Genomic DNA, 26,657 nt, shown 5'->3' on the forward strand with positions numbered 1-26,657 from the left:
GTGTAAGATGTCTTCTAATTTCTTGGAAGAAATGGGGTTAATATTATTCGTATTTAGATTTTCGTTTTCTTTCTTGTTCCTGATAGTCCGTTTCGCGTCGCTCCATTTCGTTATCTTTGTTCTTTTTGGCTTTTTCTTCAGCTTTTACTTGGCTTTGTTTTTCCTTATACCAGCCGTCGTAACGCCAGGAAACGCCAACTCCTCCATATAAAACAGACGGAGTGTTTTTGAAATTGGTGCTTATAGAGGCATCAATCTGCATGTTTGGACTAAGCAGGTAAGCCGCACCGCCTCGAACAATAGCGTCACTGTAAAAATCGCTTTTATATCCTTGATTTTCAATAAAGCCCGACCATCTGTCGTTAAATCCATGGGTCAAAGTTAATACATATCCGTAACTTGGGTAGTCTGTTGTAATGTAATCTGCAATAATATTGGTTACAAAAACCCATTTTCCGCCTCCAAAAAGGTTTTGGGTAACTAACACAACCTTTGGCGATATAGCTCCTTCGTTTGAAAAATAATACGGATTGTCTGCTGCTGTGAAGTTTGCTCCTGCAAATATAGATACTGCTGGAATCAAGGAATGCCAGTCAAAAGTATAATTGGCTTTCCAGCTGTAAATGTTTTTGGCTCTTTTGTAATTTCTGAAGGGGTCGTAAATAAGGTATTTTGCTCCTAAAACGGTCTGTCTGAAATTGTTTTTTTCGTAGCTTGTATAGGGTGTGTCAAATTTTTCCCTTTGATACTGCAGATCCAGTATAAACTCTAGTTTTTCAAAGAATGCACCGTAACGAATTGTTAAATCGGTACCGAGACCGCTGGCGTCATAATCTAGCAAATCATGTTTTTCCTTAATGCCGTAAACTCCAAATTCGGCCTGAATCACATTTTTTCCAACTCCAAAAGCCGACATCGTTTCGCCAGGACGATTAGAGTTGATCACATCGGTATATTGCGCAAAAAAAAGTTGTGGAATAAAAAAAAGTACCGGGGCAAGTAAGTTTTTAATTTTTAACATAAATATTTTTTTGGGATTAAAATCTAATAACGCATTTCAAATGTACATATTTTATTATTTATTTAAGATTGATATTTTATTTTTAAACAACGGATTTATTAATTTTGACAAAAATTATATAATTATGCAAGAAGCATCATTTACAGGTTTAAGATGGATAATTGGCTTGATTGCCTTTTATTATATTTTCAAATTTTTAGCGAGAATCTTTTTGCCAGTGTTGGTTAAAAAGGCGGTAGAAAATGCAAACGAAAGTTTTCAGAGACAGCAACAACAGTACAGACAAGATAATATGTGGCAAAGCACCCGTAATAACAACAATGACGAAATCATCATTAATACAGCAAATGCCAAAAATCCACGCGAGACCAAAAAAGTGGGGGATTATGTTGATTACGAAGAAATAGATTAGATTTGCATCCTGATTTTAGGATTCATCATTTAACCCAAACCAGCCAAAAATTGAAAATACTTAATAAGTTCTATCCGCATGCCCTTGTTGTCATGGGCTTTATTCTAGTTTCGTTAATTTATTTTTATCCAGTTCTGCAAGGAAAACAAATTTTCCAGTCAGATATCGCTCAATACACCGGCATGGCAAAGGAGCAGAATGACTTTAGAGCTGTAGAACATGAAGAGCCTTATTGGACAAACTCTGCTTTTGGTGGTATGCCAACCTATCAGCTTGGTGCAAATTATCCATATGATTTTGTTGGAAAAATAGATGATGTACTGCGTTTTCTTCCTCGTCCTGCAGATTACTTATTTTTATATTTCCTAGGTTTTTACGGTTTGTTATTGGTTTTAAAAACAGACCCTCTAAAAGCTTTTATTGGAGCAATTGCTTTTGGTTTTTCAACTTATTTAATCATTATTTTAGGAGTTGGACATAACGCAAAAGCTCACGCTATTGCTTATATGCCTTTGGTAATTGCCGGATTTATACTCGTCTTTCAAAAAAAATACGTCTGGGGAGGGTTGCTCACCATGTTTGCAGTGGCATTAGAAATTAATGCAAACCACTTCCAGATGACTTATTACTTATTGATTTTCTTATTGATACTTTCTGGGTATTTCGCCTTTACTTTCATTAAGGAAAAACAATACAAGCCTCTTTTAATTGCAACGGGAGTTTTACTTGCTGCTGGGATTTTTGCTATTGGATCTAATGCAGGAAATTTGTTAGCAACAAGCGAATATGCAAAATTTAGTACACGCAGCAACAGCGAATTAACCTATAATCCTGATGGAAGCAAGAAAGAGAACGAAAATGCTTTAAGTCGAGAGTACATCACTGAATACAGTTACGGAATTGCCGAAAGCTTCAATCTGATTGCTCCAAGGCTTTTTGGAGGTTCTAATCACGAAAATGTAGGCACAGACAGCAGTATGTACCAATTTATGATTGCACATCAAGTTCCGTCTTCAGATGCTGAAAATTTCGTATCGGCAATGCCAACTTATTGGGGAGATCAGCCTATTGTTGCAGCGCCAGCATATATTGGTGTGGTGGTATTCTTTTTAGCCGTTCTGGCTTTGTTTATTGATGATAGAAAAATAAAATATGTTTTTCTCGCTGGAGCTTTATTTTCGCTTGTTCTTTCGTGGGGAAAAAATTTCTCTTTATTAACCGACTTTTTTATCGACTATGTTCCAATGTACGATAAATTCAGAGCGGTTTCCTCAATTCAGGTTATCCTTGAATTATGTTTCCCTGTTTTGGCAGTTATGGGTATTCAGTCGTTTTTTAAAGCAAAAGACGAGCCTAAATTGCAACAGAAAGCGCTTGTGCAGACAGGAGTTTTTGGAATGGGAGTTATTGTGATTTTGGTGATTGCTAAAGGATTTTTCCATTTTACAGGAGTTAACGACAATTACTTTTTAGAAAGCTACGGTCCTGACTTTGTTGATGTTCTGAAAGAAGACCGCGTAACAATGTATTACGCAGATTTATTGCGTTCAGGATTTTTGATTGTGGTAACTTTTGTGGTTTTGTGGTTTTTTATAAAAAAGACATTTGCACAAACAACTACTCTTATCATTGTTGGTTTGCTCATGATTTTTGATTTGTTTTTTGTAGATAAAAAATATGTATCTGCCAAAGATTTTGTTAGTCCAGCTCAAATCGCGGCACCGTTTCAAGAAAGCGGAGCCGACTCAAAAATTCTCGAAGATAAATCGATTTACAGGGTTTTTGAGCTAAATGGCAATATGTCTAGCGCGCGTGCTTCTTATTTTCATAATTCGATTGGTGGTTACCATGCTGCAAAACCAAGAAGAATGCAGCAACTTTTTGATTATCAAATTGCTAAAAATAATTTTGAAGTGCTTAATATGTTAAATGTTAAGTATGTGATTCAGACAGATAGTACAGGAACTCCTACGCCTATCATAAATCCGGATGCAAACGGAAATGCTTGGTTTGTGAGTTCTGTAAAACTGGTAAATAAACCAGATGATGTAATGAAAGCATTGAATAGTTTGGATACTAAAAAAACAGCTGTTTTTAATGTTCGTGAGCACGAAGGCAAATTTAGAAATGCCAGAATGAAAAAACAGTGGGATACGACAGGTACAATTGCAGTAGAAGTTTACAAGCCAAACTATATCAAATACAAATCTAATACTACAAAAGATGCGTTAGCTGTTTTTTCTGAAATCTATTATAAGAATGGATGGAACGCTTACATCGATGGAGAATTAAAAGATCATTTTCCTGTAGATTACGTTTTGAGAGCAATGGAAATTCCAGGCGGAAAACATACAATTGAATTTAAATTTGAGCCTAAGGTTATTAAAACAGGAGGAACTATTACCTTGATTAGTTCGATTGGAATGTTAGTTCTTTTGGTTGGTGGAGTTTATTTTGAGAATAGAAAAAACGCTTCAAAGATTAAGTCCTAAAAAAAATATTAATCAGAAATTATTAAATGAAATTTTCGAATAGAAAAATAATTGTTTTTGTATTTGTGTTCTGTATTCCTTTGTGGAGTTTTAATTTTCCTGAAAATATTTTATTAAACAAAATATGGACTTTTGAAAAAGGAGAAAGAAATATTTCATTTTATAGAACAAAAAGAAAATTTGACAAATCTAAATTGTCCTTTCAGCTTTTAGAGGGAGGAAAACTAAAAATTCAGCAAAGTGGTTGGTGTGGAACCCCTCCGATTGAATATGAAGTTGTAGAGGGAACATGGGAAAAAATTTCAGATTCGGTTTACATACTTAAGAATAAATTTTGGGGTGGTGAAATGAAAAGAAAAATTAGGATTTTCAAACTCACAAGCAATAAATTAGAATTTAAAATTGATAACTCATTGAATGAATAATGTAGATGTTGAATTTGAGATAAGTGAAAAAGAACGTATTGCTGAAATGAAGTCGCTTTCACATTTAGAAAGACTAGAACGATTAATGATACTTATTGAAGTTTCTTATACGTTGAAAAAAATAAATGAAATCTCGATTAAAAATCAATCAAAATATTTTTATTTGTTATTATATCCTTAAATACTAAACCTTATTTTTCTTGGAACAAAAAAAACTTTTAATAATTACCTATTATTTTCCGCCCGCGGGTGGACCGGGAGTACAGCGTTGGCTGAAATTTGTAAAATACCTGCCAGAATTTGATGTTCAACCCATTGTTTATGTTCCAGAAAACCCAACTTATCCCATTGTCGACGAGGGATTGGTAAGCGAAATTTCAGATAAAGTAATTGTTCTAAAAAATAAAATTTGGGAACCGTACCAACTAGCATCGGTTTTTTCGAAAAATAAAACCAAGAAAATCAGTTCAGGAATTTTTCCGCAAAAGAAAAAACAGACATTTCTGGATAAGGCTTTTCTGTGGGTTCGAGGAAATCTTTTTATTCCAGATGCACGTGTTTTTTGGGTAAAGCCATCTGTTGCTTATCTTCAAAAATATATCAAAGAAAATAACATTGATACGATTGTTACTTCAGGGCCGCCGCACAGTCTTCACTTAATCGGTTTGGAACTGCAGCAAAAATTAGGTGTAAAATGGTTTGCCGATTTTCGCGATCCATGGACAACAATCGGTTATCATAAAGCACTTCGTTTATCTTCTTATGCCGAGAAAAAACACAAAAAATTAGAGTATACAGTTTTGAACGCTGCCGACGAAATTATCGTTACCAGCAAAACGACAAAAACTGAATTTGAGACGATTACAAACAAACCTATTACAGTAATTACAAACGGTTATGATGTAGAAAGTGTTGAAAAACAGATTTTAGACAGTAAATTTACCTTAGCGCATATCGGTTCCTTTTTATCAGATCGAAATCCGCATATTTTATGGGAAGTTTTGACTGAAATCCTAAATGAAACTCCCGATTTCAAGTCTCATTTAGAAATTAAATTAATTGGTGCCGTAAGTCAGGAAGTTCTAGATTCGATAAAAGAATTTGAATTAAATGATTATCTGAATCTTTTAGGATATGTCTCTCATAAAGAGGCTGTGGCTCATCAAAGAAAATCGCAGGTATTGCTTTTAATCGAAATAAATTCTGAGGACACTAAAAGTATTATTCCGGGGAAATTATTTGAATATATGGTCTCAAACCGTCCTATCATTGCCATAGGCCCGAACGGTTCCGATTTTGCAGACATTGTTACGGAGACCAACACCGGAGTATTTTTTGATTATTCTGAAAAAGGGAAATTAAAAAGCGTAATTTTGGGCTTTTTTAATCAGTATCTGGAAGGTAAACTGCAAGCACATGGAGTTGGTTTACAGCAATATTCGCGAAAAAACCTGACCAAACAGTTAGCACAGCTGATTAAGAAATAATCAATTTAAAATTATACATCTAAACTCAAGAAATGGGTATTGTCTTAAATCAGTCTTTTAAAAATACTGTAATTACATATATTGGTTTTGGTATCGGAGCCATTAATACACTTTATTTATATCCGATTTTTCTTGGATCCACTTTTTATGGTTTAACGAACTACATTACTTCCAGTGCAAATGTCATCATGCCGTTGTTTGCTATCGGAATGCAAAATACACTAGTAAAATTCTATTCTCAATATAAAACAGAAGATGAAAAATCTCGGTTTTTATCTTTTACAGTTTTATTTCCGATTCTATTAATAATTCCCCTGCTGTTAATAGGGCTTTGTTTCTATGATGAGATTTTGTTCTTTTTATCAAAAAAGAATGCGATTGTTAAAAGTTATGTTTGGCTAATCCCTTTTATAGGTTTAACGATGGCTTATTTTGAAATTTTTTATGCCTGGGCTCGCGTTCATATGCATTCGGTTTTTGGTAATTTTATTAAGGAAATAGGTTTACGATTGTTCTCTTTATTTTTACTGATAGCGGTTTACTATAACATTCTTAGCGTTGAAGGATTTGTATACGCAACTGCGGGATTGTATTTATTAGCATTTTTAGTTACGATGTTTTATGCATTTAACATTAAGAAGCCTGTGTTTCAGTTTACAAAACCTGAAAATACAAAAGATGTATTGGTATATTCCTTTTATATAATTTTGTCGGGAAGTGTTGCTAATTTACTTTTAGACGGAGATAAAATGATTTTGAATCAATATATGATTATTGACAATATTGCCTTCTATTCTGTTGCGACTTATATTGCCTTAGTGATATCGGTTCCTAGCCGTGCGATGCATCAAATTGTATATCCTATTACTGCTAAACTGATGCACGAAAACAAACATAATGAATTGAATCAGTTGTACAAAAAAACGTCTATCAATCTGCAAATTGTGGGCGGATTTGTAATGCTTTGTATCTTTGTAAACATCGATCAGTTGTACGAATTGGTTCCAAAAGAATATAGCGGAGGAATTCCAGTTGTATTTATGATTGGGCTTTCTAAATATTTTGATTTGATTTTAGGAAATAATAATGCTATTATCTTTAATACAAAATATTACCGTATGGTATTGTATTTAGGTCTTATGCTGGTTGTTTTGACTGTAGTTTTAAATATGATTTTCATACCTTATTGGGGAATTTTTGGTTCAGCATTTGCCACACTTTTATCTATTACCTTATACAGTTTGGCAAAACTGCTGTTTGTTGTTAAAAAACTCGATTTATATCCGTTTTCAAAGCAGACTATTCATTCATTAGTGCTCACTTTTGTGCTGTTTTTATTGTTCTATTTTTGGGAATTTCCTTTTTTCCAATTAATAAGCATTGCCTTAAAATCAGTTTTAGTTACCATAACTTATGTGTATCTGAATTACCGATTTAAAATTTCATCAGATATCAATAATGTAATTGATTCGCTGCTAAAAAAGATGAAAATCAAAATATAGCCGATTCTCTTGGTTAAAGTACTGTTTCTTACAACATTTTATAATTGATTATGGTTAAGTAATTGGTTATGAGTGATTAAATTTTAAAATTTAACAGGTAAATATTTTGTAATTAATTATATTAAAATTAACTTTAGTCTGAAAATTTAGCAGTGTTTAGATTAATCGCCTAAATATATGCTAAGAAAATGCCTAAGCGAAGGTATTTTGTATTTTTTTTAATCAAATAATTTTGCATGAAATTACGTTTTAATCAATACGTAAGGAACTAGATTAATTTAGGAGAATAATTATTATGAAAAGCAATCAACTTAACCAGGAACAAAGTATGCAGATATTTTCTAAGATGATATCTAACAAGGTTCGTAATGGATTTACGCTCGAAGAACGAAATGATGAACTGCTTTTTGCCGTACTTTCTAAAGGCGGAAAAGTGGTCAACCACAGTTTAAATTTCATGATTTTTTGTTTGACTCTCGGATTATGGTCATTTGCCTGGCTGTATTTAACTTTTGAGGCTTCAAAACAAAAAAAGGTTTTAGTAGCTATTGATGAAGAAGGCATTCCTTTTGAAGAAAGATGTCTTGTAGCTTGATAGAAATAGCACTTTGGAAAAAAGGCCGTAATTTTATGAATTACGGCCTTTTTATTTGCTTTTAGTTAGAGATTACTCATAACTTATCTTTCAAATAAATTCCTGTCACAGATTCTTTTGATTTGGCTACATCTTCTGGTGTTCCTTCTGCAAGTAAATGACCTCCATTTTCACCGCCTTCTGGTCCTAAGTCGATAATCCAGTCGGCACATTTGATTAAATCGAGATTGTGTTCGATGACAATGATGGAATGGCCTTTTTCGATCAAGGCGTCAAAAGAAGCTAAAAGCTTTTTGATATCATGGAAATGAAGTCCAGTTGTAGGTTCATCAAAAACAAACAGTGCCTTGTCTTTTGTGGCACCTTTTACAAGAAAAGAAGCGAGTTTAATACGCTGCGCCTCTCCACCCGAAAGGGTAGAAGAAGATTGCCCCAGTTGTACATAACCTAAGCCAACATCCTGAAGAGGCTGTAATTTCTGTGTAATCTTTGTTTGTTTGTTCTTTTCGAAAAAAGCTATGGCGTCATCAATAGTCATCGTAAGGACGTCATTGATGTTTTGGTTGTCAAAAGTTACTTCTAAAATCTCTTTTTTGAAACGTTTGCCTCCGCAAGTTTCGCAAGGAAGCGAAACGTCTGCCATAAAGACCATTTCGACATTTATAGAGCCTTCTCCTTTACAAGTTTCGCATCTGCCTCCATCAACATTAAAAGAAAAATGTTTGGCTTGATAGCCTCTTATTTTTGATAATTTTTCTTTGGCATATAAATCACGAATATCGTCGTAGGCTTTTATATAGGTCACAGGATTAGAACGCGAACTTCTGCCAATCGGATTCTGATCTACGTATTCTATATGCTTGATCTGCGAAAACGAACCTTTAAGCTCGGTAAACTGACCCGCTTTTTCTGCAGCACTTTCAAGCTTTTTCTGCATAGCCGGGAAAAGGATTTTTTTGATCAGCGTACTTTTACCGCTTCCAGAAACTCCAGTTACGACAGTTAATACATCTAATGGAAAAGTAACATCGACATTTTTAAGGTTGTTTTCTCTTGCGCCAATAATATCGATATGATTTTTGAATTTTCGTCTTTTCTTAGGAACTGAAATTTCTAAATTTCCATTCAAATACTGCGAAGTAAGTGAATCCGATTTTAAAATTTCGTCATAAGTTCCCTGAGCTACCAGTTTTCCGCCAAAAGTTCCTGCCTCGGGACCGATATCGATAATCATATCGGCAGCTTTCATTATGTCTTCATCGTGCTCTACTACTATAACGGTATTGCCCAAGTCGCGAAGTGAAAGCAACACTTTAATCAACCTTTCAGAATCTTTAGGGTGAAGCCCGATGCTCGGCTCGTCTAAAATATACATAGATCCAACCAAGCTGCTTCCCAAAGAAGTGGCTAGGTTGATGCGTTGCGATTCTCCCCCAGAAAGTGTAGCCGAATTACGATTTAATGTTAGGTAATCCAAACCAACTTCTGTTAGAAAAGACAAACGGTTATTGATTTCAACCATTAAACGTTTGGCAATTTGCTGTTCGTAAACATTTAATTCGATATTTTTGAAAAAAGTCACCAAATGCTTGATCGGCAAATCGACCAAATCAGAGACCGTTTTACCATTTATTTTCACGTAAGATGCTTCTTCTCGAAGTCGTTTGCCTTTGCACGCATGGCATTTTGTTTTGCCGCGGTAACGCGAAAGCATAACGCGGTTTTGTATTTTGTAATTTTTCTCTTCTAATTCCTTAAAAAAATCATTCAAGCCTTGAAAATACTTATTTCCTGTCCAAATCAAGTCTTTTTGTTCTTCAGTAAGCTGGAAATAAGGTTTATGGATTGGGAAATCAAATTTATAGGCATGTTTGACCAATTCATCTTTGTACCAGCTCATGCTGTCGCCTCGCCACGGATAAATCGCGCTTTCAAAAACAGATAATGCAGTATTCGGAACTACTAAATCTGCATCTATGCCTATAATGTTTCCGTAGCCTTCACAAACAGGACAAGCGCCGTAAGGATTGTTGAAACTGAACAAGTGAACATTGGGTTCAAGAAATGTTATTCCGTCAAGTTCAAAATTGTTAGAATAAGAAAACCTTTTTTCGCCATTTAATTCCTGCAGGAAACAAACTCCTTTTCCTTCAAAAAATGCGGTTTGCACAGCATCAGAAAGACGGTTGTAAAATTCCTCTTCTTCTTTGACCACAATTCTGTCAATTACCAACAAAATGTCTTTGTTGTCAAGCTGATGAATATCTTGCGGCGTAAATTCGTCTAAACGAATCATTTCATTGTCAATCAGAACACGAGCAAATCCCTGCTGCAAAAGTATTTTTAATTTATCTTCAAGCTGTCTTCCTTCTTCTAGGTGAATTGGAGAAAGCAAAAGCCATTTGCTGTCTATAGGCAATGTTTTTACATCTGAAACTACATCTGTAACTGTGTTTTTTTTAACCTCTTGACCCGAAATTGGCGAATATGTCCTTCCGATTCTGGCATATAAAAGTTTGATGTAATCGTAAATTTCTGTTGAAGTTCCGACCGTAGAACGAGCATTTGTGGTATTTACTTTCTGCTCAATGGCAATTGCGGGCGCTATTCCTTTTATGTATTCAACTTTTGGTTTGTCTAAACGTCCTAAAAACTGACGAGCATAGGAAGACAAGCTTTCTACATAACGACGCTGTCCTTCGGCATACAAAGTGTCAAAAGCCAAACTGGATTTTCCTGATCCCGAAAGACCTGTAATAACCACCAGTTTGTTACGCGGAATCACAACATCTACATTTTTTAGATTATGTACTTGTGCTCCTTTAATAATTATATTTGATTTAGGATCTATTGTAGAAAGGTCAATTTGCATAAAAAAAAAGTCAATTTTTACAAAAGTAATCAATTTTGAATTGAGTTTTGTTAAGGAGAATGTTCCAAATTTTAACTAATTTAAACTCGTTGGGTGAAATTATTTTCAACACATAGAAACATAGTTTAACTAAACTTAAAAAAGACGTTTCACTAGTCTAAATGCACATAGTTTGGCTATGTGTGGAAACTTGTTTGTTCCATTTTCTTTTTTCGGCACAAAAAACTATGCTTCTATGTGTTAAAATGCTTTTATTTTTTATTACACCCAACGGGTTAATTTAAACCTTTGGCTGTATTAATCGCAATTGAGATTTCTAGCTTTTTCAATTTGTGAATCGGCATATTTTTTATTAAAAAATTGTTTTTTCTTTATAAAATGAATTATTTTAGGACTGTTTTAGTACTAAATTAATTCAACGACCATTTTTGAAAACTAAATTTTCCTTCGTTTTTTATTTTTTCTCACTACTGCTGTTTTCACAGGAGTTTCCGCCTATTATGAAATATACATCTGCCGCTTACGGAGCGGGAAATCAGAATTGGATGATTTCGCAGGATGATCATAATTATCTTTATTTTGCCAATGATGAGGGACTTTTAGAATACAACGGCACTAATTGGCAATTATATCCAGCTCCAAATGAAACGATAATTCGCTCTGTGAAGGTAATCGGAACAAAAGTTTACACTGGATGTTATATGAATTTTGGCTACTGGATGCGAAATGCGGCCGGAAAATTAAAATATACTTCGCTCAGCGACAAAATCAAAGATAAGATTCTTGACGATGAGCAGTTTTGGAATATTCTGCACTATGATCAATGGGTTCTTTTTCAGTCCCTGAACCGGATTTATATTTATGATACCAAAACGGGAAAATTCAAGATAGTCGCTCCTAAAAATGGCGTTATAAAATCTTTTGCCGCAAAAAATGCCATTTATTTTCAAACCATCAAAGAAGGTCTTTTTGAAATTGAAAGCGGTAAGGCAAAATTGATTTCCAATCATCCGATACTTAAGAAATTTACGATTGTAAATGTTTTTCCGATTGCAGAAGGCTTACTGATTCAGACGCAGCTCGACGGAATGTACACTTTGATTGGAAATACTTTAAGCCGTTTTGCTACAGATGCAGACCAAGCCCTAAAATCGAGTTTTGTATATAGTAGTCAGATTCTAAAAGACGGAAGTTTTGCTTTAGGAACGGTTTCAAACGGAGTCTACATATTATCGGACAAAGGGAAAGTCAAATATCATATTTCGCAAAGCAAAGGCTTGAGCAATAATACTGTTTTATCTCTTTTTGAAGATAAAGATCAAAACTTATGGGCAGGTTTGGATAACGGAATAAATTGCATCAATGTGCAATCTCCTGTACACAGTTTTACCGACGATACGGGAGCCTTGGGAACTGTGTATGCTTCTGTTGTTTTTAATGATATGCTTTATATTGGAAGCAATCAGGGGTTATTTTGCAAAAAAACGCAAAGCAATGAAGATTTTAAATTTATCACCGGTACCAAAGGACAGGTTTGGTCTTTATTTGTTTACGATAATATGGTTTTCTGCGGACATGATTCGGGGACTTTTATCGTAAATGGAAGTACGGCAAAAAATATATTTTCGGGTTCAGGAACATGGAAATTGGAGCCGGTTCCAAATTCAAAAAACCTGCTTTTACAGGGGAATTATTATGGTCTTTCGGTTTTAGAAAAAAGAGACGGAAATTGGGTATTTCGAAACAAGATCAAAGGCTTTGACTATTCTTCACGTTTTTTTGAAATAGATGATGATCTGAGTATTTATGTAAGTCATGAATACAAAGGTATTTTTAGGCTTAAAGCAAATCATGAACTAACAAAGACCAATGGTTATTTTACCTATAAGGAACCTCGAAAAGGAAATAATGCAAGTTTGACCAAATTCAATAATTCGATTTATTATGCTTTTAAAGGAGGGATTTTTAAGCTTAACAAGCAGACGAAACAATTTGAAAAAGACAAAACACTGAGTTCTATTTTCGAAAAAGATGAATATACTTCGGGCAAATTAATTGTAGACAATTCAAATAAAATCTGGCTTTTTTCTAAAAACTATATCCATTATTTCTCTGCAAGCAAATTAAGCAGTGAGCTGAAGCAGAATATCATTCCGATTCCGTCTTCGCTCACCAATTCGATGCTGGGTTATGAAAATATTACCCAGATTTCAAAATCTACTTATCTAATAGGTACAACAGATGGTTATTATACCTTAAACATTGACGACTTAAGTTTTAAGAATTATAGCGTTTTGATTACCGATATCGCTGTAAACAAGCAAAATGAAAGTATGCACAATGTCGATCTTAAAAGCGAAGGCAGTTTTAAATCTACTCAAAATAACATTACTTTAAGCTATACAGTGCCAGAGTACAATAAATATATCAATTCTGAATACCAATATCTGCTCGAAGGCTACCAAAACGAATGGAGTGAATGGAGCAACAAAGCGACCATAAATTTTAAAAATCTTTCGCCAGGCAAATATACTTTCAAGGTAAGAGCGAGGTATGCAAACACAATTCTGCAGAATACGGCAGTTTATTCTTTTGTAGTCTTAAAACCTTGGTATTTCACGAATTTGGCGTGGCTGATTTATTTTTTATTAATGATTACGGCAGGTTATTTTATAAATAGAGCTTATCAGAATTTTTATAGAAGACAAGAAGCCAAATTGATCGAAGAAAACAATTTGCTATTGGAAATTCAGGAACTAGAAAACGAACGTCAGCTGATGATGCTTCGAAATGAACAACTATCCCAGGATGTCGATAATAAGAATCGTGAATTGGCTGTTTCGACAATGAGCTTGAATAGCAAAAATGAACTTCTGGCTATTATTAAAGAAGATTTGAAGAAAACTTCTCAAGATGATAATAAAGATATCAAATCGGTTATTAGGACGATTAACGATAATATCAGTGAAGAAGATTCTTGGAAGATTTTTAAGGAAGCTTTTGACAGTGCCGACAAAGATTTCCTGAAACGAATAAAACAATTACATCCGCTCTTAACACCAAACGATTTACGCTTATGTGCTTATCTGCGCTTAAACCTTTCCTCAAAAGAGATTGCGCCTTTATTTAACATTTCAGTAAGAAGTGTTGAGATAAAAAGATACCGCCTCAGAAAAAAGATGGATTTAAAGCACGAAAATGGTCTTACCGAATATATTCTAACTGTATAGTTTGCCGCAAATCGACTGAATGCACCTATACATTACCACAACATTTTTGTTTTTAACGATGTTTTAACTCAAAACGTTAATAAAATTAACATTTGGCTTTTCTTGTTTTTAAAGGCTTGTTTTTGTGATATATGAAATTTTAGTGATTATTTTTTATGATGTATGTTTTTTGTTGAGGTTAATTTTGCAGTATTCTTAAATAGAAAAAATAATTTTAGACTTCAATAAAAACTAACTAATTATGAAATCTAGATTATTACTAACAGTACTGTTGCTGTTTACATCTTTTGCCTTTGCGCAGAATCTTGATGTGAGCGGAACAGTATTAGACGCCTCAGGTCTAGCGTTACCGGGGGTAAACGTAAAAGTTAAAACTTCGTCGAAAAGCACAACCACTGACTTTGACGGATCTTTTAAACTAACGGATGTTTCAAACGGAACAGTCCTTGTATTCAGTTACATTGGTTTTCGAACGCAAGAAGCAACAGTTTCTGGAAACAGAATAACTGTTAAGCTAAGCGAGGACGCAAAATCTCTTGAAGAAGTAGTGGTTATTGGTTACGGAACTCAGAAAAAAAGAGAGGTAACCGGAGCAGTTGCAGTTTTAGACAGCAAAACCATCGATGTTTTAAAGCCAGCTAGAATTGAGCAGGCGCTTCAAGGAACTATTTCCGGTGTTAACGTTACTACACAATCTGGTGCGCCGGGTGCGCCACTTGACATCCGTATTCGTGGTGTTGCCACAAATGGAGAAAACAGACCAACCGTTATTATTGATGGCTATGTGGGAGATTTGGGGATTTTGAATCCTAATGATATAGAAAGCATTACTGTTCTTAAAGATGCGCAAGCCGCTATTTATGGAACCATCGGAGCAAACGGTATTATTCTGGTTACTACCAAAATGGGAAAAAAGAATTCAAAAACCAGAGTTTCTTTTAATAGCTATGCAGGTTTTCAGGAAACTTCACGTAAACTTCCGACTCTGAAAGCTACAGAATACGCACTTTTATTGAATGAGAGTTATGCAAATGGAGGAAGAGCATTGCCTTATCCAAATGTGAATGGTTTAGGAAACGGAACGAATTGGCAGGATGAAGTTTTTCAAATGGCGCCGATTATTAATAACGATCTTACCATATCTGGAGGTTCTGAAAAAATTACCTATTCCATAAGTGGTTCTCACTTAGATCAAGAAGGAATTGTTGGAGGAGACAAATCTGGTTTTTTAAGAAATACTGCCAGAATTGCTCTTGGAGCAGATTTGAGCGATAAATTCAAATTAAAAACCAATGTTATTTACACCTATTTTACCAGAAATACTTTAAATGAAAATGGTTTAGGATCGGTTCTTTTTAATGCGTTAAACGTTCCAGCTACTTTAAAGCCGTACGATGAAGATGGAAATTACACTTTGGTGCCAAGCACAACTGGATTGGGAACTGAGATTATCAATCCGTTAGCGCAGATTGCGAATACTTACAACGACTACAATTATAAAAAGCTGAATGGAAATTTTGGCTTAGATTATAAAATCTTTAAAGGATTTACTTTGTCAGCTTCTATTGGATTTAATACCGCAAATAGCGAGTCTAAAGATTTTTCAAAACAAATCAGTTACGGCGGAAAAGTATTTGATGTTCAAAGAAGTTCCGTAACACAAAAAGCAGTAAATGATAATGATTATTCATTTGACCTTTTCGGGACTTATAATGCAAAAATTGCTGAAAGCCACAATATTACGGGAACTATTGGAACCACTATTTACAAACAATGGGGTAACGGACTTTCGGCAACTGGATTTGATGTGCCGAATAATACTTGGGAGAATGCCGACATTTCGTTAACAAAAGGAATTTCAGAAACACTTACCAACAGTTCTTATGTGTATGATCAAAGAAGACTTTCTTATTTTGGAAGACTTCAATACGATTACAAAGGCCGTTATTTGCTTTCTGCCATGTTAAGACGTGACGCTTCTACCAGATTCGGTCCGGGTAATAAAGTGGGTTATTTTCCTTCCTTTACTGCCGGATGGGTAGTTTCTGACGAAAGCTTTTTTGGAGAGCCTAAATTCATTAATTTCTTAAAATTCAGAGCGAGTTATGGTACTTTAGGAAACGACCAGATTCCGAATTATGGTTATTTGGGTTTACTTAATGGCGAAGCAACCTATGTTTTTAACGGAACATTGGGCAATGGTGTCGCAATGGGTCAAGTGCCAAATCCTGATTTGAAATGGGAAGAAGCACAGAAATTTGATGTCGGATTAGATTTAAAACTTTTAAATGATAAAGTTTCTATCGTTGCCGATTATTTCGTAGACAAAAGAAAAGATTTATTGATTCCGAATATTCCAGTTTCTGGAATAAACGGTACAGGAGCTCCTGGAGCAAGCGCCCCGACTTTAAATGCAGGAACAGTTAAGAATTCAGGATTTGAATTTGCTATTGATTACAAAGAAAAACTTTCAGATTCTTTCAATATAAGCGTGGGTTACAATGTGACTTTGCTTAAAAATGAAGTTACAGAGGTTAATAACGGAACAGGATTTATAGAAGGTGGTGCTTTTGGTGTAGGTCAGCCAGCTCCTTCTAGAATGGAAGTAGGGAAACCAATAGGCTATTTCTATGGATACAAAACTGATGGAATTTTCCAGAATCAGGCAGAAATCGATGCGCATCCTTCTCAGATTGCATTAGGAGCCAATGCGGCGCCTGGGGATATCCGCTATGTAGATGTTAATGGAGACGGTGTCATCAATTCTAACGACAGAACAGATATCGGAAAACCAATTCCAGATGCCACAATGGGATTCAATATTCAGCTAAATTACAAAGCACTTGATTTTGCTGTATTTACATTTGCATCTATTGGAAATGATATGGCGCGTAACTACGAAAGAACACTTTCGGATGCCAATCGCCTTGATTATGTTTTAGACAGATGGACAGGCGAGGGAACTTCTACAACAACGCCAAGAGTTACAACGGGCGCAACAGCCAACAATGTTTTCTCAGATTATTTTATAGAAGATGCTTCGTATGTCAGAATTCAGAATATCCAGCTTGGATATACACTTAATTCCAATGTTTCTCAAAAAGTAGGAATTACAAAATTGAGACTTTATGCAGGAGTAAACAATCTTTACACGTTTACGAAGTATAAAGGTTTTGATCCTGGAGCATCTTTTGGTCCGGGTAACCGCGACAACGTTTCTCAGTCTCCAATTGGAGCGGGAATCGATTACGGTTTTTATCCGATTCCTAGAACGTATTTGCTGGGTTTAAACATTAATTTTTAATTTGAGTTAAAATGAAAAAATATTTCCTTACCACCATTATAACGCTAACACTGTTCTCGACCTTGAGCATCTCTTGTTCAGACGAGTTTGTGGATCCTAAACCAGAATATTCTATTGATTCCGAAAATTATTTCAATTCAAAAGAAGAATATGACAATGCTTTGATAGCCGCTTACGATTTGCTTCAGTCTTCGTATGTGAATGTGCTTTTGGGCGAAATTGCTTCAGACAATACACTTTGCGGAGGCGAGAGCCCGACAGATGTAATCGGTTTTCAGCAAATCGACGATATGATTCATACACCAGTAAACAGCAATTTGAGAGACATTTGGAATTGGATGTTTGCCGGAGTGCAAAGAGCTAATTACATTTTAGAATTTAAAGACAAAACAGATTTTACTGGAAAAAACCAGATTATCGCTGAAGCTCGTTTTTTAAGAGCTTACTATCAGTTTGAGTTAGTAAAATGGTTCGGCGGTATTCCAATGAAGGGAGATGCAAGATTTAAAATCGGGGATGAAAAAATTATCGGCCGCTCTTATGTTGCAGATGTCTATGCATCGATAGAAGCAGATTTGACTTTTGCGGCTGCTAATCTATCTCCAGATGCATCTCAGAAAGGAAGAGTCACTAGAGGAGCTGCTCTTGCCTTGTTAGGAAAAGCTTATTTGTTTCAAGGAAAATTTGCCCAAGCCGCAACAGCTCTTGATGCTGTCATTACATCAGGAAAATACAGCTTGGTAACAGATTACAATGCAATGTTTGAAGAAGCAGGTGAAAATGGAGCAGAATCTGTTTTCGAAATACAATATACAGATGTTGAGGGAGCAGGTTTTGGATGTCTTCAGTGTAGTGAAGGGAACGTAGCAGTTGGTTTTAACGGAATCAGAAATTATTCTGGTCCTCTTTTTTCTTCAGGATACAGTTTTAATATTCCTACTGCCGAAGCAGCTGCGGCTTTTGAAGCAGGTGATAAACGTAAAGATGTAGCTATTTTGGATATTAACGCATGGGCGCTTGCTAATGCATCTTATGACAACGGAAACGGTGTTACGTTCGGAAAAGGAAATGAAGATACAGGCTTTTTCAACAGAAAATACCTTCCAAGAAAAAGAAGTTCTGCGGCTCAAGGTGATTTAAACTTAACAAATCCAAACAATTACAGAGCTATTCGTTATGCTGATGTTTTATTAATGGCGGCAGAAGCTTACAATAGAGGCGGTATAAGCGATACAAAAGCAAAAGAATACCTGAATTTAGTAAGAAGACGTGCTTTTGGAGATATGAATCATGATGTGACAACAGTCTCAACAACTTTGACAGAAGATATTCTGAATGAAAGAAGAGTGGAGCTTTTAGGAGAAGGTCATCGTTTCTTTGACTTGGTAAGAACTGGTAAAGCTGCTGGAAAAATTCCGGGTTTTAAAGCAAATAAGAACGAATTATTTCCGCTTCCTATTGAAGAAATTCAGTTTGCTAACGGAAATTGGGCACAAAACCCAGGATACTAAAAAACATCAATTATGAAAAAGATACATTTTATTATACATATTTTCGTTTTTGCGCTTTTAATAGCCTGCTCAAACGATACGGGCGAAGTTGATTTGGACAATATCGCCGCTCCTGAAAACATTACTGCTCTGATAACTGTAACGCAGGACAATACAGGAAAAGTTACTTTTTTGCCAAAAGGCGAAGGTGCAACACAATACAAAATAAGCTATGGTGACGGAAGCCCAGATTCTGATTATTTTGGTGTAGGCTCTTCAGTTTCTCATATTTACAAGGAAGGAGTTTACAAGTCAAAAATCATCGCGATGGGATTGAACGGTAAAACTACTGAAGTAGAAAAAGAAGTGGTGGTTTCTTTTAGAGCTCCTGAAAATCTTGAAGTTATAGTTACAAATGACTTATCGGTTTCTAAAAAAATAACTGTGAAAGCTACAGCAGATTTTGCCTTGTTTTATGATGTTTATTTTGGAGAAGCCGGAAAACCTGATCCTGTATCGGCAAACAACGGTGAATCGGTTTCATATACTTACCAGGAAGCGGGTGTTTATACCATTCGTGTAGTTTCAAAAAGTGCGGCTATAAAAACAACAGAACATATTCAGGAAGTTACGGCTAAACTTGTGGTTGCTCCTTCATCATCTGCTCCAACGCCTCCAAACAGACAGGCAGGAGATGTGATTTCGATTTACGGAACTAAATATACCAATGTTGCCGGAACAAACTATTTCCCAGATTGGGGACAAGCAGGGCAAGGAAGCAGTTGGGCAGAATTTGACTTAAACGGAGACAAAATGTTGAATTATATCAAGTTGAGCTACCAAGGAATTGCTTTAGCAGACAATGTAACAATTGACGTTTCTGGAATGGAGTATTTCCATATGGATGTTTGGACGCCAGATTTGCAAAAAATCGAGACTTCATTAATCAGTAAAACAAATGGAGAAAAACCGGTTGTTAGAGACTTAACAGCAAATCAATGGACGAGTATTGATATTCCGATTTCTGCATTTACAAGCCAAGGATTAACAGTAGCAGATTTATTCCAACTAAAATTTGTTGGAACACCTTGGGCGGGCGGAACTGTGTTTATCGATAATATTTATTTCTATAAAACTCCGGCTGAGGCCATTACACTGCCAATTGATTTTGAATCTACAACACTAAATTATGCTTGGGGCGGATTCGGAAATGTTGATGCTTCGGTAGTTGCGAATGTTAATAAAACGGGAATTAATGTCTCTAATAAAGTAGTTAAATTGGATAAAAAGTCAGGAGCAGAGACTTGGGCTGGAGCAAGTTTAAACCTTGATAGTCCATTCGATGGATCAAAAGGAACTAAAATTAAAGTGACAGTATGGTCTCCAAAAGCAGGAGCGGCAATATTGTATAAAATGGAACTTTCGACTTCTCCTAAAGACGGAAACGGAAATCCAAGTGTCAATATGGAAGTGCAAGCGCTAACCACGACTGCTAATGCTTGGGAAGTCTTGACATTCGACCTTACAAGTGCAGCTTCTTTTAATGCAAGCATTAAATACGACAGAGTGATCTTATTTCCGGATTTTGGAAAATCTGGATTGGGCGAAACGTATTATTTTGATGACATAAAACAATCCAACTAAAAACAAGAAATCATGAGCAGAAAATTAATTATAAAAATAGCATCCCTATTTACGATTCTCTTGATGGCGGGTTGTCAAAAAGATGATTATACATTCGGATCAATAGACGCACCTTCAGAACTTAAGGTAACTGCCGAAATAGTGGGTAAAACAGCCGACGCTCCTTACGGAGACGGCTCAGGATCAGTAAAGTTTACGGCAGCGGCAGAAAATGCAATTTCATACAAATATGTGTATGCAGACGGCAGTTCTGATAACGCTCCTAACGGAAAAATCACCAAACGATTTACTAAAACGGGAGTAAATACCTATACGGTTACAGTAATTGCTTTTGGTAGAGGAGGTGTGTCTGCCAATACAACAATTGACGTTGAGGTTCAGAGTGATTTCAGCGATGATCAGGCAGTTCAGTTATTAACGGGCGGAACTTCAAAAAAATGGTATTGGGCCGCTGGAGAACCTGGGCATTTGGGCGTAGGACAAAACGATGGAGATGCTGAGAAAAATTTCTATGCCAACTATTACCAAGCAGGAGCTTTTGAAAAAGCGGCTTCGCCAAACAGCAGCTGTTTATACGAAAATGTATTGACTTTCTCTTTAGACGGAGATCAGTTGAAATTCCAATTAGATAATGGAGGCGCAACTTTCTTCAATAAAGATTTTGCTAGTGTTGCGGGTACAAGCTTGTCCGAAGATATGTGTGTGGCTTATAATCCAGGAGGTATTAAAAATGTTTCGTTAAGCCCTTCAGAATCTGTTGTAATGGCAAATCCTAAACATGCTGAACAAACTAGAGGAACTACAATGAATTTCTCTGACGGTGGCTTTATGGGCTATTACATCGGGCAAAGTTCTTACGAAATCCTTTCAATCACAGCGACAAGAATGGTCGTAAGAGCCGTTATGGGCGGTAATCCGGCATTGGCGTGGTATCATATTTTTAGTACGACTCCTCCAAACCAAAATCCGAGTACTGACTATACCAATTTAGTATGGGCTGATGAATTTAATACTGATGGAGCTCCTGATGCCACAAAATGGACCTATGATTTAGGAAGAGGCAATAACGGATGGGGTAATAATGAAAAACAGAATTATACCAATTTGGCCTCAAATATTGTAGTTCAGGGAGGATTCTTGAAAATCACAGCCAAAAAAGAAGCTTCGGGCGGTGCAGATTATTCATCGGCAAGATTAAAATCAGATGGAAAATATTCTTTTACGTATGGAAAAGTTGAGGTTCGTGCCAAATTGCCTTCTGGCGGAGGAACTTGGCCAGCAATCTGGATGCTTGGACAGAATTATGCTGTAAAAGAGTGGCCTGCTTGTGGTGAAATTGATATCATGGAGCATGTTGGAAACAGTCAGAACTTAGTACATGGAACTTTTCATTACCCAGGGCGTTCGGGAGGAAATGCAAATACTGCTTCGAAAACGATACCAAATGTATCGACAGAATTTCATGTGTATAAAACAATCTGGAGTGCAGAATCTATCAAAATTTATGTCGACGACACATTAATCCATTCGCTTCAAAACGATGGATCCTTACCTTTTAACAGCGACTTTTTCTTAATTCTGAATATTGCTATGGGAGGTAATATGGGAGGTAATATTGATAGCGCCTTTACTCAGTCTACAATGGAGATTGATTATGTACGTGTTTATCAATAGGTTGGATTTAATTAGTAATTTTAATGATAGAAGGTCAGTTTAGGCTGGCCTTCTTGATTTAGCAATTTTAGCATGATGAAAAAAATAATTTTACTACTACTATTGAGCAGCAGTCTGGGCATTGCACAGCAAAAACGAAAGCTGGTTTGGGAAGAAAATTTTAATAAAAAAACATTGAATGAATCGTTTTGGAACCACGAATTAGGAGATGGCTGCCCAGATTTATGCGGCTGGGGAAATAATGAAAGACAGATATATACCAAAAACAACCACGAATTTAAAGACGGGAAATTAATTATCGAAGCTCGTAAGGAAGGTGAAAAATATACCTCTACAAAAATAACCACAAAAGGCAAAAAGGAATTTTTGTATGGCAGAATCGAGGCAAAAGCCAAACTGCCGGTAGGTCATGGTTTGTGGCCGGCTTTCTGGATGTTGGGAGCCAACATAGATGAGGTAAAATGGCCGAAAACAGGTGAAATTGATATTTTAGAATATATAGGGCGTGACCCCCATATGGTCTATACAACCCTTCATACCCAAGATAGCCACGGAAATACCATCAATACTAAACGAACTCCTTTTCCAAATATCGAAGAAGGGTATCATGTTTATGCAATTGAATGGGACAAAGACAAAATTGATTTTTTTGTAGATAAACAATTGGTCTACACATTTAATCCAGAAACGAAAAACGAAAACACTTGGCCATTTGACAAACCTTTTTACATTATACTAAATTTGGCGATTGGAGGCAATTTTGGAGGTCCGGATGTAGACGATAAAGTATTGCCTCAAAAATATTACATAGATTATGTTCGCGTATATCAATAAAAATTTGTAATTTAAATTCAGAAACTAACAGATGTAAGGGCTTAGGTTGAACGTAAGTTAATTACATCTGTTTTTTCTACTAGCAATCAACATCAAAGACCTGATTTTCAATGTAAATTTTAAGTTTATTTTTTATTAATTAATGATTTACTGCTAATTATTATTGATTTTATTTGCTTTTTAAAATAAATATTTGTTAAATTTGGTCACAATATTAACATAACTCAAAAAAAGAAACGCCTATATAATAAAACTACTTTTTATAAAAATTACTCCAATTTTAAAATAAAACTAAAAAGTAGTATTATGGCTGATCTGCATATTCCAGACGCTCTATTAGTAAAAAATTATGTTGACGGCAACGAAGCTGCTCTGGCAACATTAATAAAAAGGCATGAGTCTAAGATATATGGATTTATATATTCGAAGATTGCTGATAGAGATATTTCAAATGATATTTTTCAAGACACTTTTATTAAAGTAATCAAAACTTTAAAAAGCAATTCTTATAACGAAGAAGGCAAATTCCTTCCATGGGTTATGCGTATTTCGCACAATTTAATCGTCGATCATTTTCGTAAAACTAAAAAAATGCCGATGTACAGAGAAACAGAAGAGTTTTCGATTTTTTCTGTAATGTCTGATGATGCGCTTACGATTGAAAGCAAAATGATTGTAGATCAGGTAGAGCTTGATCTAAAAAAACTGATTGAAGAACTTCCTGATGATCAGAAAGAAGTTGTGGTTATGCGTATGTATCAGGATATGAGTTTTAAAGAAATCTCAGAACTTACCGGCGTAAGCATCAATACTGCATTAGGGAGAATGCGCTACGCACTAATGAATTTGAGAAAAATAATAGACAAACATCAAATTATTTTAACCAACTAATACTATTTTGATAATTAGTCCGTTATACTACTATAAAACATTTGATAGTATGGCGAAAATTTACTCAAAAAAAGCATTAGCTTCTAAAGATCTTAAACCCAAAAAAGAAGTCGTTTCTTTTTTATTAAACTATTCACAAGCCCTTACGGTAGTGAAAGTTAATGAAAAAAGTTTTGAGATTATAGCTAATTAAACAGCCCACTATATTGTCGGATGTTTATCAAAAAAACCAAAATGGTCGTTTTTGGTTGAAAGACTCACTGCTAGTATGCAAATACAAGCAGTGAGTTTTTTTTTTGAATTAATCTTAGGCATAAGAACTAATGTTTAGAATTTTATAAGGAAATTACTTTGTTTTTGGTTGTTTTTTGTTAAAATTTAATATTTTGTTTGATTTTTTATTTTTATTTGATAATTAATCTTATTTTAGTTAAAAAGTAGTTTTTTATGCAGTAAGAATGCGTTTTGACTGTACTTTTTTTTGCTATTTCTCGAGTTGATTACTAAAAATAAAATTTATTAAAAACAATAGAGTGTTTAACCAATAACCAATAATTTATGAAGAAAAACTACCCGAATTCATTCTGTTAAGTTTACTACACATCTGATTTGCGCAGAAAATATCTGGACCAGAGAATATTTTGCCACAATCGCAATGGCTCATGATGATGTTAAAATCATTTTGCTGCGCCAGGCCTCAACAAACCAGAAAATCATTTAACACCAAAAACTTAACCGAAAAATGAAAGAGAATATTAAAATGCTAGCTTGCCTGTTTTTGGTCAATATGGGTGCATTTGCCCAAAAAGACCAAATCAAAGAGGCGCAATCACTATTTGATAAAGGAAAAAGCCAAGAATCTTTGGCGCTTTTAAATAAAACAGAATATCTTATCCTCAACGCTTCCAACGAAGATAAATCCGATTATTTCTTTTTAAAAGGAAATGTTTTAAAAGACTTGGCTGTAAAAAATATAGACGCAGCCAACAATTTTACAATGGCTTCACAATGTTATCAGGATGTATTTTTATATGAGAACGAATCAGGCAAATTTAAATTTACTGTAAAAGCCAATGCCGCTTTAAAAGAAATGAAATCAAGCTTGGTAAACGGCGCAATGGCCGATTTTAATGCTGGTAAATTCAAAGAAAGCGCAGAAAAAAGCTATAAAGTATATCTGTTTGATAAAAAAGATACGTTAAATCTTTTTAATGCCGCATCTTCGTCGATAAACGCGAAAGATTTTGATTCGGCTATCAAATATTACGAAGCTCTAAAAAAACTTAATTACTCAGGTAAAGGAGTTTTGTACTATGCCACAAACAAGAAGACCAAAGAAGAAGATATCTTTATTTCGCCAAAAGCAAGAGAATCTGCAATTCAGCAAGGGCTTTATGAAAAGCCAAGAACAGAATCGGTTCCTTCAAAAAAATTAGAGGTTAATAATAATCTAGCCTATTCTTATGTAGAGAAAAAAGAGTATTCTAAAGCAGAAGCCCTTTATAACTATGTTTTTGAGCTAAATCCAGATTATCTTGACGCATACATAAGCATGGCTTATCTTAAATTGCAACTCAAAAAAGATGTAATGGATGAGATTTCGTCTTTAGGAACTTCTCCTTCAGAAATGCAGAAATACGATAAACTGAATGCCCGCAAAGACGATATTGCACGAAGCACTATTCCGTATCTTAAAAAAGCCCTAGCCATTGAGCCTAAAAATGCAGACGCTACCAAAACACTCTTAGGAGTTTACCGCTCTCTTGATATGACAAGTGAATACAATGCCCTGAAAGCGGGAATGTAATTTGATTTTGCCCTAAGTTTTTTCATAAAAAAATCCGTTTACAGGCTTTGTAAACGGATTTTTTTTATGAATCACTATTTGCTCATCGATTCAATGAGTGATTTTTTGCCGACAGTTCTGGTAATAACATCTTTTTCTAAGCTCCAGCCTCTTGCGGGAGAATATTCTCGTCCGTACCAGATAATCTGAAGATGAAGGTCGTTCCATAATTCTCTTGGAAATAGTCTTTTAGCATCTTTTTCAGTCTGTGCGACGCTTTTTCCGTTTGATAAATTCCATCTGTGCATTAGCCTGTGGATATGGGTATCAACAGGAAAAGCGGGAACTCCAAAAGCCTGCGACATCACGACGCTTGCTGTTTTATGCCCAACCGCAGGAAGCGCTTCGAGAGCCTCAAAACTCTGCGGTACCTCGCCATTGTGCTTTTCAATCAGAATTTCAGACAAGCCGTAAATGCCTTTTGATTTCATTGGAGACAAGCCGCACGGACGTATGATTTCCTTAATCTCTTCTACCGACATCTTAACCATATCGTAAGGATTATCAGCTTTTGCAAACAACAAGGGCGTTATTTGATTGACGCGAACATCTGTGCATTGAGCAGAGAGCAAAACAGCAATTAAGAGTGTATAAGGATCTTTATGGTCTAGCGGAACAGGGATAGTAGGGTAGAGTTCTTTTAAGGTATCGATGACAAATTGTACACGAGCTTCTTTATTCATTTACGTAGATTTAACCCTGTAAAAATACTATAATTTTTATGATGTGCCTAATCCGGCTTTCCGTTTCAACTCCTCATTATGGCGGTTTTATTTTTAAGCATTTAAAAGAGCTTCCGTTGGTCGCTTTTTAAATGCAAAAAATAACGACCACCATAATTTCGGGGTTTTCACTTCAATCCGGGGCAAAAAAAGCTGAGAGTTAAAAGTTATGAGTAAAGTGTTAAGGGGAATGAGTTATCTTTGATGTAATCTAAA

The 26,657-nt window shown here is 35.3% G+C and carries 18 protein-coding genes; 15 read left to right on the forward strand and 3 right to left on the reverse strand.

Annotation, left to right across the window (positions count from 1 at the left end; all coding sequences use genetic code 11):
- Positions 1-43: 43 nt before the first annotated feature.
- On the reverse strand, positions 44-1,021 hold the full coding sequence (locus E0W73_RS00285; RefSeq protein ID WP_135220089.1) for a transporter: 978 nt from the start codon (positions 1,019-1,021) through the stop codon (positions 44-46).
- Between the two features lie 124 nt (positions 1,022-1,145).
- Here E0W73_RS00285 and E0W73_RS00290 point away from each other — a divergent pair, with 124 nt between their 5' ends.
- From E0W73_RS00290 to E0W73_RS00320, 6 genes are all read left to right on the forward strand, one after another.
- Positions 1,146-1,433, forward strand: coding sequence for a DUF4834 family protein (locus E0W73_RS00290; protein WP_135220090.1), 288 nt, complete (start codon positions 1,146-1,148; stop codon positions 1,431-1,433).
- A 50-nt stretch (positions 1,434-1,483) separates the two neighbouring features.
- Positions 1,484-3,925, forward strand: coding sequence for a YfhO family protein (locus E0W73_RS00295; RefSeq protein ID WP_135220091.1), 2,442 nt, complete (start codon positions 1,484-1,486; stop codon positions 3,923-3,925).
- 26 nt (positions 3,926-3,951) lie between these two features.
- Positions 3,952-4,350: a hypothetical protein gene (locus E0W73_RS00300; RefSeq protein ID WP_135220092.1), complete on the forward strand. Its 399-nt coding sequence runs from the start codon at positions 3,952-3,954 to the stop codon at positions 4,348-4,350.
- Positions 4,351-4,550: 200 nt separating this feature from the next.
- Positions 4,551-5,837, forward strand: a complete 1,287-nt coding sequence (locus tag E0W73_RS00310; RefSeq protein WP_135220094.1) for a glycosyltransferase family 4 protein — start codon at positions 4,551-4,553, stop codon at positions 5,835-5,837.
- Positions 5,838-5,869: 32 nt separating this feature from the next.
- Entirely contained in the window at positions 5,870-7,339 is a 1,470-nt protein-coding gene (locus E0W73_RS00315; RefSeq protein ID WP_135220095.1) for a lipopolysaccharide biosynthesis protein, read from the forward strand.
- A 346-nt stretch (positions 7,340-7,685) separates the two neighbouring features.
- Complete coding sequence (locus tag E0W73_RS00320) at positions 7,686-7,934, forward strand: hypothetical protein (protein ID WP_244248404.1); 249 nt, start codon at positions 7,686-7,688, stop codon at positions 7,932-7,934.
- A gap of 76 nt (positions 7,935-8,010) precedes the next feature.
- Here E0W73_RS00320 and uvrA read toward each other — a convergent pair whose 3' ends face one another.
- Positions 8,011-10,806: an excinuclease ABC subunit UvrA gene (gene uvrA / locus E0W73_RS00325; RefSeq protein WP_135220097.1), complete on the reverse strand. Its 2,796-nt coding sequence runs from the start codon at positions 10,804-10,806 to the stop codon at positions 8,011-8,013.
- A 500-nt stretch (positions 10,807-11,306) separates the two neighbouring features.
- Between uvrA and E0W73_RS00330 the strand changes: the two genes are divergently transcribed.
- The 9 genes from E0W73_RS00330 to E0W73_RS00365 all read left to right on the forward strand — a co-directional run bounded on the left by E0W73_RS00330 (position 11,307) and on the right by E0W73_RS00365 (position 25,680).
- Positions 11,307-14,036 carry a helix-turn-helix and ligand-binding sensor domain-containing protein gene (locus tag E0W73_RS00330; RefSeq protein ID WP_135220098.1) on the forward strand — a complete coding sequence of 910 codons (2,730 nt, stop codon included), beginning with the start codon at positions 11,307-11,309 and terminating at the stop codon, positions 14,034-14,036.
- A gap of 241 nt (positions 14,037-14,277) precedes the next feature.
- Positions 14,278-17,340: a SusC/RagA family TonB-linked outer membrane protein gene (locus E0W73_RS00335; RefSeq protein ID WP_135220099.1), complete on the forward strand. Its 3,063-nt coding sequence runs from the start codon at positions 14,278-14,280 to the stop codon at positions 17,338-17,340.
- An 11-nt stretch (positions 17,341-17,351) separates the two neighbouring features.
- Entirely contained in the window at positions 17,352-18,851 is a 1,500-nt protein-coding gene (locus E0W73_RS00340) for a RagB/SusD family nutrient uptake outer membrane protein (RefSeq protein WP_135220100.1), read from the forward strand.
- A gap of 12 nt (positions 18,852-18,863) precedes the next feature.
- Positions 18,864-20,474 (forward strand): hypothetical protein, encoded by a 1,611-nt coding sequence (locus E0W73_RS00345; protein ID WP_135220101.1) that lies wholly within the window; start codon positions 18,864-18,866, stop codon positions 20,472-20,474.
- Between the two features lie 12 nt (positions 20,475-20,486).
- Positions 20,487-22,148 carry a family 16 glycosylhydrolase gene (locus tag E0W73_RS00350; protein WP_135220102.1) on the forward strand — a complete coding sequence of 554 codons (1,662 nt, stop codon included), beginning with the start codon at positions 20,487-20,489 and terminating at the stop codon, positions 22,146-22,148.
- Between the two features lie 75 nt (positions 22,149-22,223).
- Entirely contained in the window at positions 22,224-22,982 is a 759-nt protein-coding gene (locus E0W73_RS00355) for a glycoside hydrolase family 16 protein (RefSeq protein WP_135220483.1), read from the forward strand.
- A 306-nt stretch (positions 22,983-23,288) separates the two neighbouring features.
- On the forward strand, positions 23,289-23,873 hold the full coding sequence (locus E0W73_RS00360) for an RNA polymerase sigma factor (protein ID WP_135220103.1): 585 nt from the start codon (positions 23,289-23,291) through the stop codon (positions 23,871-23,873).
- Between the two features lie 49 nt (positions 23,874-23,922).
- Positions 23,923-24,066 (forward strand): hypothetical protein, encoded by a 144-nt coding sequence (locus E0W73_RS21325; protein WP_162847640.1) that lies wholly within the window; start codon positions 23,923-23,925, stop codon positions 24,064-24,066.
- A 549-nt stretch (positions 24,067-24,615) separates the two neighbouring features.
- A complete protein-coding gene (locus E0W73_RS00365) occupies positions 24,616-25,680 on the forward strand; it encodes a tetratricopeptide repeat protein (protein ID WP_135220104.1) in 1,065 nt (354 codons plus the stop codon).
- A gap of 74 nt (positions 25,681-25,754) precedes the next feature.
- On the opposite strand, the gene E0W73_RS00370 is transcribed toward E0W73_RS00365, so the two are convergent.
- The gene (locus E0W73_RS00370; RefSeq protein WP_135220105.1) at positions 25,755-26,402 is read right to left on the reverse strand and encodes an endonuclease III domain-containing protein; all 648 of its coding nucleotides are present in this window, start codon (positions 26,400-26,402) and stop codon (positions 25,755-25,757) included.
- Between the last annotated feature and the right edge of the window lie 255 nt (positions 26,403-26,657).

It is taken from the genome of Flavobacterium foetidum, assembly GCF_004634245.1.
Classification (GTDB): domain Bacteria; phylum Bacteroidota; class Bacteroidia; order Flavobacteriales; family Flavobacteriaceae; genus Flavobacterium; species Flavobacterium foetidum.